Source organism: Deferrisoma palaeochoriense, from assembly GCF_054656955.1.
Genome location: NZ_BAAHXI010000008.1, coordinates 43,884 through 58,389 on the forward strand (window position 1 = coordinate 43,884; position 14,506 = coordinate 58,389).

A 14,506-nucleotide genomic window follows, 5' to 3' on the forward strand; every position below is an offset into this window, starting at 1 on the left:
GCCTCCCGCATGCAACCCGCGACCATCCTCGTTGTGGACGACGACGAACGCGTGACCCGCGCCCTGGTGCGGCTCCTGCGCCGCGACGGCCACCAGGTGCGCACGGCCACGTCGGCCCGGGCGGCGGAGGAGGCGCTGCGCGAGGGCGAGGTGGCGGTGCTTCTCTCCGACTACCGGATGCCGGGCGAGGACGGGGTGGCGCTCCTTCGGCGCGCCCGGCAACTCCGGCCCGACACCGTGCGGATCATGCTCACCGGGTCGGCCGACCTCAAGGCGGCCGTGGCCGCGGTGAACGAGGGGGCGGTCTTCAAGTTCGTGCTCAAACCTTGGGACGACGACTGGCTCCGGGCCACGGTGGCCGAGGCGGTGCAGCAGTACCGGGCCGTGCGGAAACGGGCGCGGCTCGTGGCCGAGATCGAGGAGGCCAACGCCCGGCTCCAGGAACTCAACGTCGAGCTCGAGCAGGCCCTCCGGCGCAGGGCCCGCGACCTCGAGTTCGCCCGGCGGCACGACCCCCTGACCCGGCTCCCCAACCGGGAGCAGTTCGGGCTCCAACTCGCCGACGCCCTGCGGGCCGCCCGCATGGCCGACAAGCCCGTGGCCCTGCTGGTGCTCGACCTCGACCGGTTCAAGACCGTGAACGAGGCGTTGAGCCACTCAGCCGGCGACGTCGTGCTGCGGGAGACGGCCGCCCGCATCACCTCCTGCCTGCGGCGCTCGGACCTCGTGGGCCGGCTCGGAAGCGACGAGTTCGCCGTTGCCCTCGTGGGGTACACCGAACCCGATCTTCCGGCCCGGGTGGCCCGCCGGATCCTGGCCCGGATCGCCCATCCGCTTGCGGCCGAGGGCCGGGAACTCTACCTCACCGCGAGCCTCGGCGTCGGGCTCTTCCCCCACGACGCCGAAACGGCCGACGAACTCCTCAAGCGGGCCGACCTGGCCATGCACCACGCCAAGGAAGGCGGGGGAAACCGCTACGAGTACTATTCCGAGGAGATGAACGCCCGGGTGTTCGAGCGGGTGATGCTCGAAAACGCCCTGCGCGGCGCCCTGGACCGACGTGAGTACCGGCTCTTTTTCCAGCCCCAGGTGGACCTGCGCACCGGCCGGTTCGTGGGGGCCGAGGCGCTGCTGCGGTGGAACCACCCGGACCTGGGGCTCGTCTCCCCGGCCAAGTTCGTGCCGCTCCTGGAGGAAACCGGACTGATCGTGCCCGTGGGGGAGTGGGTGCTCGAGGAGGCCTGCTGCACGGCCCAGGAGTGGGCCAAACGCCTGGGGCCGGAGGCAAAGGTTTCCGTGAACCTCTCGCCCCGGCAGCTCCTCCACGACGATCTCCCGGACCGGGCGGCCGAGGTCCTGGCGCGGGTCGGCATCCGGGCCGAGGCCAACCCCATCGAACTCGAGATCACCGAAAGCGGGGTGATGGGAAACCCCGACCGGGCGGCCCGCCTCCTTGGCCGGCTGCGGGACCTGGGGTTTCGGATCTCGGTGGACGATTTCGGAACCGGGTACTCCTCGCTGGCCTACCTCCGGCGGTTTCACCTGAACGCCCTCAAGATCGACCGGTCGTTCGTGCACGACCTGCCCGGCCAGACCGAGGACTCCGCCATCGTGCGGGCGATCCTGGCCCTCGGGCACGAACTGGGGCTCGAGGTGGTGGCCGAGGGCATCGAGACCGAGGAGCAGGCCCGCTTTCTGCGGGACCTGGGCTGCGACTACGCCCAGGGGTACTGGTTCGGCCGACCGGCCCCGGCCGACGAAACCGCCGACCTCATCGCGCGGGCAAACGCCGAGGCGCCCCCGCGCGCGGCGGGAACCGGCTGAACCACCCCGGCCCCGTCCGATCGCGGGCGCTGTCCCCGCGCGAAGCCGGCCCCCATCCGGAACGCAGGCGCGGCCTTTGTCCCGGCGTGACCGTGTCCCCTGTCCGCCGCCCTCCTGGCGCCTCGCCCCCTCGGGCGGTCCCGCACCATCCCCAATGCCCCTCAGACTTGTCCCTTTCCTCACAGTCAAGAACGTCCCGGCTCCTACTCGGTGGCTTTGAGCTTCGCGGCACTCTTTGGTAAGTGCCGTTGCGCATTGGGCGTGGGCGCACGCCGTGAACGGCGCGGTGGGATGCAGGCAGGGCCTTAGGTCCCCTTCGCCCGTTGAAGGGAGGAATGCGATGGAAGCCCTAGGCCACGAGAGGATCTTTCTCGACCTGCAGGAGCGGCTCAAGCACGCCGACCTCGAGCGGTTGGCGGCACGGAAGGGGCTCAAGCCGGGGCCGGACGGGAAGGTGGTCGTCGAGTCGCTGGGCACGTCCTACCTCGTCGATCGAGGCGGCGTCCAACGCCTGGACCGCGGCCCGGTTGGCCCCAAGGAAGGACTGGCCGTGCTGGGCTACCTGTTCTCCCCTGGGACGGGGGAACCCGCCGGGGAGTTCGTTCCCTTCCGCCTCCTAGGCGGCTTCAACCTCGGCCGGGCAACCCACGAACTGCGGCGTTTGAAGGTGGCGCTGCTTGCGCGGTTCGGGAATGATTACGCCTCGTTCGCCGCTGTCGTCCGGAAAGTGGGAGGCATCGAGGAAAAGGCTCCCGGTGCGGACCAGCACGCGTGGCGGTTCCCCGTGTTCCCGAAACTCCTGGTGAAACTCGTCTTCAACGAGGCGGACGAGGACTTCCCGCCCGATATCCATCTGCTTTTCGACGCCAGGGCCCTGGAGTTCTTCGGGTTCGAGTGCCTCGGGTTTCTCCCGGATTACTTCGTTTCGCGACTCCTCGAGGCGGCTCGAGAGGGATAGGCGGCGGCAGGAAGGGCCGGGAACACGCGGGGGCGGTCGCGCCCTTTGTCGCCCCGAAGTGGTCCAGCACGCTCATGCCACCGCATGGTGGAGCACCCACAGCACGCCCAGTCGCGCCGCCCTCGGCATCGCCACCCCTCCCGTCGCCCACCTTCCCCGGCGGGGGCCAAGGCTCCCGAAACTTATTAACTTTGCTGCGTCCCCTCCTCCGTTCTCCGGCGGGGGCCAAGGCTACCGAAACTTAGTGTGTCCCCTTGCCTCCCCCGTCCCCTCCCCTAGGATGACCGCCCCAACCGCGGCAGACGGCCCTCTCCGAGCGCTCCCCAGGACCTCTGCTATTCGTTTTTGGACAGCAATGGAGTAGCACATGCTGATGAAACAGCATTTATCTCCCCAACAAGTTCTACAACCCGTTCCTCTTCTTTTTCTTCTTCTATTGTTACAGGTATTTCAAATTCTTTAAGTGCCTGTGATAACATTGGACATAAGATTATGTTCCTCCTCTTATTTACCCGTTCTTTAAATTCTTGCCGCAGCCAGTCGTTTATAAAACCTCTAGATTTGAAAGTAACGCCATAATCACTATCTCTGGACACGATCCAAATATCAACATTTTTTTCTTTTGCTATGTGAATCATCCATTCCCAATTTACAGCGTCTCCTATGCTTGTATCATTTTTCTTCCTTGGAGGATACCCAAGTATAAAGCGCTTCTTGGCAAGCTCTCTTATTTCATATCTTTTTTTTGATTTTCTATACAAATCAATATCTTTTTTCTTAGCAAATAATCTCTGCAATACTTTATACACTTGGTCATATACAGTGGGTCTCTCTAACACGTTCTCTAATCTAGTTTTTAATTTATCAATTCTACCCTTTATTCTCTCAACATCTCTATTTAATGCTTGAGATGATTTGTCTTGCTTAATGACGCCAGGAACACTGATCCTATTTGGATATTTTAATTCTGCCATGCCTTCTAGAATGGCATTTTGTCTATTCTTTTTAAACTCCATTTCAACCTGATCAGTCATTATTAGTCTATCTTTTATCGCCTCAAGATGGCTGAGAAATGGAACTTTGACTTCGTTTCTTATTCTGTAAAAATCAAGATATATATTGGTGTCGACAAACAGCAATTTAGACATGGCTCTTTAACCATTCAGATCATAAGAGGGTCTTATGCGCACGTCCGCATAGCAATCTTATCTTGACGTCGGCATAATGCGCTGTGGAGTGACGAACCGTGCCCGCGCGAACGCCAGCACTGTAGGCTTGTTATGGCGTCCCGACTCCCGACCCAGTGGAGGGCTTCGACCAAGGCAAGAGCGTTTTGGAAGTGCTACCGGGACGTTATCGGGGACGGGGGGAGACAACGAGAACGGTTCCAACCCACCCTAACGCACAACGGCCGCAAGCGCCTCGATGGGCGTTGCGGCCGCGGGTGGTCATCGGAGTGTGGTGTCGGGACATCGCCTCCCCCGGTCGATTTCCCTGTTCAGAGGGCTTCTTTTATAGCCGCCCGTGCGAGTCCCCGTCAAACGCGATTTTCCCTCCCCCTACCCTTCCCCTTCGAGGCGGGCGATCATTTCCTCCAGGAGGTCGTAGCCACCCGCCCAGAAGGCCGGGTCCTCCAGGTCGTAGCCGAGGCCCGCCACGAGGTCACCGGGGGAGCGGCTGCCGCCGGCCGCCAGGAGCGCCTCGAGCTTGGGGGCGAAGACGTCGCCCTCCTCCTGGTACCGCCGGTACAGGGCGAGCACCAGGAGTTCCCCGAACACGTAGGCGTAGCAGTAAAAGCGGGTGTGCACAAAGTGGGGGATGGCGGCCCAGGCCCAGCGGCTCGCGGGCACCTGCTCCACGGCGTCGCCGTAGGCCGCCTCCAGGGCCTCCATCCAGAGTTCGCACAAGCGCTCGGCCGGGAGGTACCCGGCCCCGCCCTCCTTGTGGGCCCGGTACTCGAACTCCACGTAGAGGTTCTGGCGGAAGGTGGTGGCGATCACGTCCTCGACCCGCTCGGCCAGGAGGTTTCGGCGGAGCACCGGGTCGAGGTCCTCGGCCTCGAGGCGGCGGGCCAGCAGGAGTTCCCCGAACACGCTCGCGGTCTCGGCCATGGGGAGCACGGGCGAGTACTCCAGGAGCGGCTGGCGCCGGGCCAGGGTGAAATGGATGCCGTGGCCGAGTTCGTGGGCCAGGGTGGCCGCGTCCCGGAGTTTGCCCGTGTAGTTCATGAGCACGTACACGGGCAGGTCCGGGGCGACGCCCATGCAGAAGGCGCCGCCGGCCTTGCCCGGCCGGGGCGGGGCATCGATGCGGCCCTCGTCGAAGAACGACCGGGCGATGGCGGCGAACCCCGGGTCGAAGGCCTCGTAGGCCTCGAGAACCCACGCCCGGGCCCGGTCGAAGGGCACGGCCTCGGGCTCGGGGCCGGGAAGCGGCGCCACGAGGTCGGTGCTCCAGAGCTTCTCCACCCCCAGCACCTTCGCCTTCCACCGGTAGTAGCGCCGGGCCAGGCCGTAGCGCGACCGGGTCACCTCCATGAGGGTTTCCACCGCCCTGCGGCTCAGCTCGTTTCTGAGGTGCACCGGCTCCATGGGGTCGGCGTACCGACGGAGTTCCAGGTTCTGGCGGTGGTCGGTGACCAGCGCGTTCCACACGGTGGAAAGGGTCACGGCCTGGGCCTCGTAGGCCCCGATGTAGGTCTCGTAGGCCCGGCGGCGCACCCCCCGGTCGGGGTGTTTGAGGAGCGCCAGGAGTTCCGGCCCGGTCATTTCGCGCTCTTCCCCGTCGAGTTCGAACCGGTAACGGAACGAGGAGGTGAGCTGGTCGTAGAGCTGGACGAAGGCCGAGCGGCCCACCAGGTCCTTGAGCGTCAGGATCGCCTCCTCGGGCTCCGAGAGCCGGTGGGGCCGGAACGCCCGGGAGTGTTCCAGGTGGTGGCGGTAGGGAGCCAGGTCCGGGTGGGCCACGGCCTCGGCGAACCGGGCGTCGTCGATGCGGTCGAGTTCGAGGTCGAAGAAGACGGTTTCCTTGTGGGCCCGGGTGGCGGCCTCCTTGACCCTCTGGAGGAGCCCCACGTGGGCCGGCTGGGTGGAGTCGGAGGCGAAGAGGAGGTGCCCGAAGGCGTAGGGGCGAAGGGGGCGGCCCACCACGGCCTCGTACCCGCGCACGGCCCGGCCGAGGTCCAGCGGGGAGGCCTCGGCCACCCGGCCCCGCCAGGCCTCCCGAAAGGCGCGGGCCGCGGGCTCGATGGCCCCGATGTCGGCCTCGAGCCGCGGGTCGTCGAGCCCCCGGTAGAGGGGGGTCAGGTCCCACTGGGGAAGTTGGGTGTCGGTCATGGGGGTCCTCCGGGTCTTGGGGCTGGGCGACTTGCCCCTAGGCGGCGAGGCGGCCCACCCCTTCGTGGTTCCGTCCGAACGTGGCGGTCGTGGCGATCGTTGCGTGAGAACCCATCACGCCGTCGCAGGGGCACGGCGTCGGAACTTCGGGTCTCACGCCACGCTCGCCACGCACGCGACGCAAATCCGAAAGAACGTGGCGCTCGTTGCGATCGTTGCGTGAGAATCCCTCACGCGGTCGCCGGTGCACGGCGTCGGAACTTCGGGCTTCACGCCACGCTCGCCAAGCCCGCCACGGAACCCAAATGAGAACGTGGCGGTCGCCGCGGGCGTGGCGTGAGACCGCCCCGGCGGTTTCGCGTGGGGGCGGGATCGGCTATGCTACCGGCTTTGCCGAGGAGGTGCCATGGTTCCGGTTCCCCGCGAGATCTGGGTGGAGTGTCGGGTGCCCCACGCCCACATCTACCACGTGCGCTACACCCTCGACGCCTACGAGGGGCTCTGCCTCGCCTCCACCGTGGAGGACCCCGCCGGCCGGGTGCGGCTCCTCTCCACCGAGGACCGGTGGGAGGAACTCCGGGAGGTTCTGGACGCCCTGGCCCAGGAGGTTCCCCTGACGATCCTGGACCAGGGAATCGTGGAGCCGGAGGGCGGGGCGTGAGGCCCCCGTTCGATCCCGACCGCGTGCTCCGGGCGGCCCTGGCCCGGGGCGGGGACCTCGCGGACGTGTTCTGGGAGACGACCCGCTCGGCCACCGTGGTGCTGGAGGCAGGCCGGGTGGAGGAGGCCCGGACGGCCGTGCGCCACGGCGCCGGGATCCGGGTGGTGGAGGGGGAGGCCGAGGCGTACGGGTACCGCACGGCCCCGGATCCGGACGCGCTCGTGGAACTCGCCTCGGAGGTGGCCCGGCTTCGGCCCGACGGCGTGCCGGTGGAGCCCGCGGCGTCGGCCCCCGCCGAGGGCCCCGGGCCCGAAGGCGACCCGTTCGCCCACCTCGACCTCGGGGCCCGGGCCGATCTGGCCCGGAGGCTCGACCGGGTGGCCCGGGGCGTGGACCCGCGGGTGGTGCAGGTGCGGGTGGTGTACCGGGACCACGCCCAGGAGGTGTGGGTGGCGCCGTCCGACGGCCCCCCGGTGCGGGATCTGCGCACCGGGTTCTACCTCGGCGTCCTGGTGGTGGCCCGGGACGAGCGCGGCGCCCAGACCGGGTATGAGGCCGTGGCCGCAAGCCGGGGGTGGGAGCAGTTCGACGAGGAATCGCCCGAGGAGGCGGCCCTGGCGGCGGCCCGGCGGGCCGTGCGGCTCCTGGAGGCCCCCCGGGCGCCGGGGGGCCGCATGCCGGTGGTGATCGCCGGGGAGGCCGGGGGCACCATGATCCACGAGGCCGTGGGCCACGGGCTCGAGGCCGATCTGGTGCTCCAGGGGCACTCGGTGTACGCGGGCCGCCTGGGCGAACGGGTGGCCTCCGACCGAATCACGGTGGTGGACGACCCCACCCTGCCCGGCCGCCGGGGCTCGTACCGGTTCGACGATGAGGGCACCCCCGCCCGCCGCGCGGTGCTGATCGAACAGGGGGTGCTTCGGGGGTTCCTCCACAGCCGGTCCACGGCCCGGAGGATGGGCGCGGCGCCCACGGGCCACGGCCGGCGGGAGTCGTTCGCCCACCGCCCGATCCCCCGCATGGCCAACACCTTCATCGCGCCGGGCCCGGACGACCCGGGGGAGATCCTTCGCGACACCCCGAGCGGCCTCTACGTGACCCGGATGGGCGGGGGGCAGGTGGACACGGTGAGCGGGGATTTCGTGTTCGAGGTGGCCGAGGGGTTCCGGATCGAGAACGGCCGGGTCGGCGAGCCCGTGCGGGGGGCCACCCTGGTGGGGAACGGCCCACGGGTGCTCCTGGCGATCGACCGGGTGGGGTCGGACCTGGGGTTTTCGGTGGGCACCTGCGGCAAGGACGGCCAGGGCGTTCCCGTGGCCGACGCCCAACCCACGTTGCGGATCCCGGAGATGGTGGTGGGGGGCGAGGCGGAGTAGGAACTCACGCAAAGCTCGCAGGGGTCGCCACGGTTTTTGGGTTTCGTGGCGGGGTTGGCGGGCGTGGCGTGAGACCAGAAGTTCCGACGCCGGGACCCGGCGACGGCGTGAGGGTTTCTCACGCAACGACCGCTACGCTCTTCTGGTGTTTCGTCGCGTTCTTGGCGAGAGCCCCGGACCAGCGGAACCGGCCGGAGGTGAGGCGATGGACGAGGTGCGGGCGCACGTGATCGTGGGCGGACGGGTCCAAGGGGTGTGGTTCCGGGCGAGCACCCGGGACGTGGCCCGGAATCTGGGCCTCAAGGGCTGGGTCCGGAATCTTCCCACGGGCGAGGTGGAGGCCGTGTTCGAGGGGCCCCGGCCCCGGGTCGAGGAGGCGGTGGCGTGGTGCCGCAAGGGCCCCCCGGCCGCCCGGGTGGAGCACTGCGACGTGATCTGGGAGGAGGCCCGGGGCGAGGGGCCCTTCGAGATCCGGTATTGAAGGGGAGGCCTGCTGGGAGGCTGGGAGGCTTGGCGGCTTGGCAGCTAGGCGGCTGGGCGGCTAGGCGGACAAAAACTTTGGCGATTCCGGTGTTGCCGCCCGTCCCAACCTTTGGGCACGGCTTTCGAGCTGCGACGGCGTTTCTTTCGGGGCTTCGGTCCGAATCGCGGCGGGGACGCCGCTCCTACATCGGGTCCTGACCCCGACGTTACCTCGGACATTGGAGGGCCCCCCAGAGGGGCCACCAAGTAGCGGCGGTCTACGGTGGCCGGTCGTGTTAGCGCCGTCTCGGTGCTCCACCCTAGGATCAATGGACAAAAGTTCTCGTTCCTGCGAATAAGGCCCCATCGCGGCCTACCGGAGCATCCACGTGCAAAGCGCCTTCGTGATCGCCGCCCCGTGGTCGGGGTCGGGGAAAACCACGGTGACCCTGGGGCTTCTTTCGGCCCTGCGGGCCCGGGGCCTCGCGGTCCAGGCCTTCAAGGCCGGGCCGGACTACATCGACCCGGCCCACCACGCGCGGGTCACCGGTCGGCCCTCGGTGAACCTGGACACCTGGATGATCCCCCGGGCCACCAACCGGCGGCTCTTCTGGCGGGCGGCGGAGGGGGCCGACGTGGCCGTGGTCGAGGGCGTGATGGGCCTCTTCGACGGGGTGGACGGCCGACGGCCCGAGGGGGCCACGGCCCACCTGGCCCGGGTGCTGGGCCTCCCGGTGGTCCTGGTGGTGGACGCCCGGTCCATGGCCCGGAGCGCCGCCGCCCTGGTGCGGGGATTCGCCTCGTTTCCCCCGCGGGTCCCCATCGTGGGGGTGATCTGGAACCGGGTGGGGAGCCCCTCCCACCGCCGGATCCTGGACGAGGCCCTGGCCGACGCGGGTCTACCGACCTCCTTGGGGGCCCTGCCCCGGAGCCCCGAGGTCGCGCTGCCCGAGCGGCACCTCGGCCTCGTGACCCCGGAGGATGCTCCCGCGCCGGAGGGATGGGCGGAGGCCCTGGGCCGATGGGTGGAGGCCCAAGTGGACGTGGACCGGCTCCTGGATCGCACCCCCCCTCCCCCTCCCCGCCAAGGGGCGGCACCCCGGCCGAAGCGCCCCACCCGCACCATCGCCGTGGCCCGGGACGCGGCGTTTTGCTTTTACTATGACGAGAACCTGAGGATCCTGGAGCGGTCCGGGGCCCGGATCGCCTTTTTCCGGCCCCTCGACGGCGACGGGGTTCCCGAAGAGGCCGACGCGCTCTACCTCGGCGGCGGCTACCCCGAGGTTCACGCGGAGCGCCTGGCGGCCAACGAGGCGTTCCGCTCGGGGGTGCGGGCGTTCCACGCGGCCGGCAAGCCCATCTACGCCGAGTGCGGGGGGTTCATGGCCCTTTGCGACCGGCTCCGCACGCCGGAGGGCCGCACGTTCCGGATGGCCGGGGTGTTCGCGGCCGAGGCCCGGATGCGCCAGAGCCGGTTCCACCTGGGTTACCGGGAGGTGGTGGTGGAGGGGGTGCCGGGGCTCGACGGGCTCACGGCCCGGGGCCACGAGTTCCATTACTCGGAGCTCGCGGCCCCGCCCGCGGGCGCCGAGGCCGTTTACCGGGTGCGGAACGCCCGGGGAGAGGACCTGGGCCGGGAGGGCTACCGGGTGGGTTCGGCCCTGGCGGGCTATATCCACCTCCACTTCGCCTCGTGCCCGGAGCTGCCGCTTCGCTGGTTCGGGCTCAAGGGGCGGCGGGGGGCGTAGGCGTGAGGGCTGGCTTTGGGGGTCCCCGTTACGGCCGGTCGAGCCGGTCGTAGGAGGTGCCGTTCCAGCGGTGGAGTTCCTCGTAGGGGCAGCCGCCCGCCTCGAGCGCCTCCTCCACCGCGGCCAGGTCGGCCGTGCGAAACGCGATCGAGAGCCCGCAGTCCGACGAGAGCTGCCGGGGCACCGGCATGAGCCGCACGTCGAGCCCGGCGGCCTTGAGCGCCTTTTCGGCCGCCATGACCCGGTGGATGCTATGGAAAATCAGGATGCCGTCGCGATCCATGACCGTTCCCCTTGGTTTCCGGGGGCGACCGGCCGATGAGCCGTGAGCCGTCCCGCCCCCGGCCCCTCGGCGACACCGTGCGGGCCCTCCTTCGGACGGCCCGGTCCGCCGCGCCGGGCCCCGCCCACCGGGTCTGGGAGGTGTGGGACGAGGTGGCCGGCCCCGAGCTCGCCCGCCGGGTGCGGCCCCTGTCGCTCCGAGGCGGCGTGCTCGTCCTGGGGGTGCCCTCGTCGGCCTGGGCCCAGCAGATCACGTTCCTGCGCCAGGAGATCCTGTCCCGCCTGAACGAGCGGCTGGGCGGTTCCGAGATCCGTGCCATCCGCGTGCGCACCGTGGGCGACGAGCCCGCGCCTCCCGCCGCGGGCCGCGGATCCCCCCGGCCCCTCCATCCCGTGTCCGAGGAGGACCGCCGCCGGGTGGAGGCCGTGGCCCGGGAACTCCCCGACCCCGAACTCGGCGCCGCGTTCGCCCGCCTGTGGCTCCGGCACCTTTCGGTGCGCGGGCCTACGGAGGCCCCAGAAGCCGCTCCGCCTCCTGCGAGTACTTCCGGTCGGGAGCGTGGAGAACCAGGGGAGGCCTGAGCTCGAGCCCCTCCCGCCCGCCCTTCACGGCCCGCACGAGCACCCGGTGGGCCGGGGCATCGGGCCGGGGATGGACCGGCCAGAGCGCCTCGGGCTCGAGGCCGTGGGTCCGGCAGGCGGCCAGGAGCCCCACCACCCGCTCCGCGGGGTAGACGCAACAGAACCGGCCCCGGGACCGGAGCGCATCCGCCGCGGCCGCCACGACGTCGTCGACCGTGCAGCTCACCTCGTGGCACGCCTCGGCCACCTCGGGGTCGGGGCTCACCCGGCCCCGGCCCAGGGGCCGGTACGGCGGGTTCGAGACCACCAGGGGGTACCGGGGCCTGCGCCACCGGCCCGGCTCCCGGAGGTCCGCCTGCTCAAACCGGGCCCGGTCGGCCAGGCCGCTGGCCGCGGCCGAGCGCCGGGCCCGATCCACCATGGCCGGGTTCCGGTCCACCCCCACTAGTTCCCCCGCCCCCCCGAGGGCCAGGAGGCACAGGCCCACCACCCCGCACCCGCATCCGAGGTCCAGGACCCGGTCGGCCGGGGTCTCGGCCGCGAACCGGGCCAGGAGCACCGCGTCCACGCTGAACCGGTACCCCTTGCGGGGCTGGACCAGGCGAACCGCCCCGCCCAGGGCGCCGTCGAGGGTTTCGTCCGGCCCGGCCCAGCGGTCGGCCGCCACGGCCGCTCCTACCCCGCCGTCTTGCCCTGGGGGTCGAACAGGAGGTGCATCACGAGGCCGGTCACCTGCTTGGGGAAGAAATAGGTGCTCTTCTGGGGCATCCGCTCCCCGGCCAGGGCCGCCTCCTTCACCTCCTCGATCCGGGTGGGGTTCATGAGGACCCCGAACTGGACCTCGGGGTCCTCCTCCACCTGGCGCACCAACTCCGCCGTGCCCTTCACGTAGCGCAGGTTCCGCTGCTCCTCCTGGGCCTTGCGGTCGATCCCGAGCATCCGTTCTAGGATCAACGTGTGGAGGATGGTGACGTCGAGGGTGCGGACCACCTTGGGCATCTTGCCCCGCAGCAACCGGTGCATCACCCCCTCGTCCCGCAGGGTCAGGAGGCAGAACCGCGGCTCGCCCTTCCGCACCAGGCCGAAGGCGTGGGCCTTGCCCCGGAGCTCCCGCATCCGGGCCGACAGCGTCTCGGCATCCGGCACGGGCTCCACCTCGAAGTACTCCCCCAACGCCTTGTCGAGCCCCGCGAGACGGTCGGCCGGCACCCCGAACACCACTCGGTGGGTCGGGAACACGGCGAGCCCCGGGGCGCTCAGGTTGGAGAGGTACATCATCACGTAGTTCCAAGGCTCGGTGCCCGTGTATTCCGGGTTCTCCCGGCGCATCTGGTCGCGGTACGCGAGGGCCGTCTCGTAGCGGTGGTGCCCGTCGGCGATCACGAACACCTTGTCGGCCATGCGGCGGGTCACCTCCCCCACGAGCCGCGGGTCCGCCACCTTCCAGAGCCGGATGTTGACCCCCTCGTCGGAGCGCACCCGGATGAGGGGCGGCGTGCCCGTGGCCATCGCCTCCAGGTCCCGCAGCACCACGGTCTGGGGGTCGTCGTACAGGCTGAAAATCGGGCTCAGGTTGGCCCGGACGGCCTGCATGAGCCGGAGCCGGTCGGCCTTGGGGCCGGCCAGGGTGCGCTCGTGGGGGAAGTAGAGGCCCGAGTCGGGATCCTCAAGCCGCACCTTGGCGTAGAAGCCGCGGCGGGTCAGGGGCTCGCCGAACTCCCCGCGGTAGTCCTCCTCGGTGTAGTAGACGCAGGGCTCCCGGTCCTGGATCAGGACCTTCTTGCGGAGCCACTCGGCCAGGGTGCGCGCCGCCCGGGTGTACCGGTTCTCCTCGTCGTCGTCCCCGGGAAGCTCCTTGCCGAACTCCAGCCGCACCACGTTGTAGGGGCTGCGGCGGTAGAGCTCGTCCTGGAGCTCCGGGGAGATCACGTCGTACGGCGGGCAGATCACCCGGTCGAAATCGTCCACCACCGTCGGGCTGTACCGGACCCCCCGGAAACCCAACACCTCGGCCATCGGTTCTCACTCCCTCGTCGGATCCCAAACGAAAACCCCGGGGTCCGGGGCGGGGTTCTGCTACCACATCTCCAGGGGACGCCGCAAGCACGGCGGCGGGCGAACGACGAACACCGGGCTCACGCCACGCCCGCCAAGCACGCCACGAACCCCAAAGGAGAACGTGGCGCTCGTTGCGACCGTTGCGTGAGAACCCCTGATGCCGTCGACAGGTCCCGGCGCCGGAACTTTATGGCTCTCGCCACGATCGCCAAACTCGCCACGAAACCCCCAAAAACCGTGGCGGGCGTTGCGCGCGTGGCGCGAGAATCCCCCCACGCCGTCGCCCGTGCCCCGCGTCGGAACCTCCCGTCTCACGCCACGTCCGTCTGAGGGCCAGGCGCAGGGGTTTGACAAACAACGGACAAAGAGAAAGACTGAGGTTCCTGCCTGAAAAAGCAAGGCGCGTGGAGGCGGGCATGGAGATTCCCTTGGATACGCTGCAGATCTACGAGCGGCTGCGCCGCAAAAACATGGACGAGGAACTCGCGAAGGAGATCTCGGAGATTTTCCGGGAAAGCGTCCACTACGTCGTGGAACGGCAGAGGGAGGTCCTGGCCACGAAGGAGGACCTTACCAGGGCCAAGGTGGAGATCATCAAGTGGGTCGCCGGAATGCTCGTCGCCCAGGCTGCCGTGGTGGCCGCCATGGTGAAGCTCCTCTGATCCTACCCCCTTCACTCCTCCGCCGCCCGCCCCTCCAACCCCAGAAACGCCGCCAGCCGCTCCGGGTCGAGCCGGTAGGGGCTGCCCCGGCCCTGGTAGAACCCGTGGGCCCCGATGAGGTGCACCGACAACGGGGTCCAGACCAGCTCGTCGCCCGTGTCGAGCCGGCGGGCCCGGATCTCGGCCTTCACGAAGAGGCCCGGGTGGCCGAAGGGGCAGGGGATCCGGCCCATGGCCTCGACGCTCTGGACCTCGAACCGGTCGTCCAACACGGCCGGGGCCCCCAGGTGGGCCAGCGCGGCGTCGGTGAGCCGGCCCAGGGCCGCAGCGATCTCCCCGTGGGTGAGCCCCAGACGCCGCACGCGGCCGTCGTCGTCCTGGAGGATTTCCAGGAGGTCGCGCCCGTCGGTGCCCAGGAACCCGTCGCGGGTCAGGGCGCCCCGGCCCATGCGGGCCTGGGCGGCGCTAAGCTCGGGGGACTGTTTCATCGATCCTTCTCCATGGGGCCCCGGGAGCCCAAAAGGCCAGGAACGACGCCCTGCGGCCCCGGATTCGGGC

General features: G+C 69.3%; 14 protein-coding genes. 8 read left to right on the forward strand and 6 right to left on the reverse strand.

Annotated features, from left to right (window positions below; all coding sequences use genetic code 11):
- Positions 1–9 precede the first annotated feature (9 nt).
- Together ACYQ8L_RS03875 and ACYQ8L_RS03880 are read left to right on the forward strand one after the other, a co-directional pair.
- On the forward strand, positions 10–1,824 hold the full coding sequence (locus tag ACYQ8L_RS03875) for a putative bifunctional diguanylate cyclase/phosphodiesterase (RefSeq protein ID WP_459940457.1): 1,815 nt from the start codon (positions 10–12) through the stop codon (positions 1,822–1,824).
- A 340-nt stretch (positions 1,825–2,164) separates the two neighbouring features.
- Positions 2,165–2,782, forward strand: coding sequence for a DUF3786 domain-containing protein (locus ACYQ8L_RS03880; RefSeq protein ID WP_459940458.1), 618 nt, complete (start codon positions 2,165–2,167; stop codon positions 2,780–2,782).
- Positions 2,783–3,117: 335 nt separating this feature from the next.
- Here ACYQ8L_RS03880 and ACYQ8L_RS03885 read toward each other — a convergent pair whose 3' ends face one another.
- Together ACYQ8L_RS03885 and ACYQ8L_RS03890 are read right to left on the reverse strand one after the other, a co-directional pair.
- Positions 3,118–3,930, reverse strand: coding sequence for a PIN domain-containing protein (locus ACYQ8L_RS03885; RefSeq protein WP_459940459.1), 813 nt, complete (start codon positions 3,928–3,930; stop codon positions 3,118–3,120).
- A 411-nt stretch (positions 3,931–4,341) separates the two neighbouring features.
- Complete coding sequence (locus tag ACYQ8L_RS03890; protein WP_459940460.1) at positions 4,342–6,117, reverse strand: M3 family oligoendopeptidase; 1,776 nt, start codon at positions 6,115–6,117, stop codon at positions 4,342–4,344.
- A 406-nt stretch (positions 6,118–6,523) separates the two neighbouring features.
- Between ACYQ8L_RS03890 and ACYQ8L_RS03895 the strand changes: the two genes are divergently transcribed.
- From ACYQ8L_RS03895 to ACYQ8L_RS03910, 4 genes are all read left to right on the forward strand, one after another.
- Complete coding sequence (locus tag ACYQ8L_RS03895) at positions 6,524–6,778, forward strand: DUF4911 domain-containing protein (protein WP_459940461.1); 255 nt, start codon at positions 6,524–6,526, stop codon at positions 6,776–6,778.
- Positions 6,775–8,154, forward strand: a complete 1,380-nt coding sequence (locus ACYQ8L_RS03900) for a TldD/PmbA family protein (RefSeq protein WP_459940462.1) — start codon at positions 6,775–6,777, stop codon at positions 8,152–8,154. The genes ACYQ8L_RS03895 and ACYQ8L_RS03900 overlap by 4 nt, the downstream gene beginning before the upstream one ends.
- Before the next feature lie 205 nt (positions 8,155–8,359).
- Positions 8,360–8,635 (forward strand): acylphosphatase, encoded by a 276-nt coding sequence (locus ACYQ8L_RS03905; protein ID WP_459940463.1) that lies wholly within the window; start codon positions 8,360–8,362, stop codon positions 8,633–8,635.
- A 370-nt stretch (positions 8,636–9,005) separates the two neighbouring features.
- Positions 9,006–10,364 carry a cobyrinic acid a,c-diamide synthase CobB gene (locus ACYQ8L_RS03910; protein ID WP_459940464.1) on the forward strand — a complete coding sequence of 453 codons (1,359 nt, stop codon included), beginning with the start codon at positions 9,006–9,008 and terminating at the stop codon, positions 10,362–10,364.
- Positions 10,365–10,392: 28 nt separating this feature from the next.
- Here the strand turns inward: ACYQ8L_RS03910 and ACYQ8L_RS03915 are convergent, their stop codons facing one another.
- Positions 10,393–10,647, reverse strand: a complete 255-nt coding sequence (locus ACYQ8L_RS03915; RefSeq protein ID WP_459940465.1) for a putative Se/S carrier protein — start codon at positions 10,645–10,647, stop codon at positions 10,393–10,395.
- Between the two features lie 35 nt (positions 10,648–10,682).
- Here ACYQ8L_RS03915 and ACYQ8L_RS03920 point away from each other — a divergent pair, with 35 nt between their 5' ends.
- Positions 10,683–11,228: a DciA family protein gene (locus ACYQ8L_RS03920; protein WP_459940466.1), complete on the forward strand. Its 546-nt coding sequence runs from the start codon at positions 10,683–10,685 to the stop codon at positions 11,226–11,228.
- Here ACYQ8L_RS03920 and ACYQ8L_RS03925 read toward each other — a convergent pair.
- A complete protein-coding gene (locus ACYQ8L_RS03925) occupies positions 11,152–11,895 on the reverse strand; it encodes a tRNA1(Val) (adenine(37)-N6)-methyltransferase (protein ID WP_459940467.1) in 744 nt (247 codons plus the stop codon). The genes ACYQ8L_RS03920 and ACYQ8L_RS03925 overlap by 77 nt on opposite strands.
- 8 nt (positions 11,896–11,903) lie before the next feature.
- A complete protein-coding gene (locus ACYQ8L_RS03930) occupies positions 11,904–13,244 on the reverse strand; it encodes a DUF1015 domain-containing protein (RefSeq protein WP_459940468.1) in 1,341 nt (446 codons plus the stop codon).
- Positions 13,245–13,702: 458 nt separating this feature from the next.
- On the opposite strand from ACYQ8L_RS03930, the gene ACYQ8L_RS03935 reads away from it, so the two are divergent.
- Complete coding sequence (locus ACYQ8L_RS03935) at positions 13,703–13,948, forward strand: DUF1640 domain-containing protein (RefSeq protein ID WP_459940469.1); 246 nt, start codon at positions 13,703–13,705, stop codon at positions 13,946–13,948.
- Between the two features lie 11 nt (positions 13,949–13,959).
- Here the strand turns inward: ACYQ8L_RS03935 and ACYQ8L_RS03940 are convergent, their stop codons facing one another.
- Positions 13,960–14,436 carry a hypothetical protein gene (locus ACYQ8L_RS03940; RefSeq protein WP_459940470.1) on the reverse strand — a complete coding sequence of 159 codons (477 nt, stop codon included), beginning with the start codon at positions 14,434–14,436 and terminating at the stop codon, positions 13,960–13,962.
- Between the last annotated feature and the right edge of the window lie 70 nt (positions 14,437–14,506).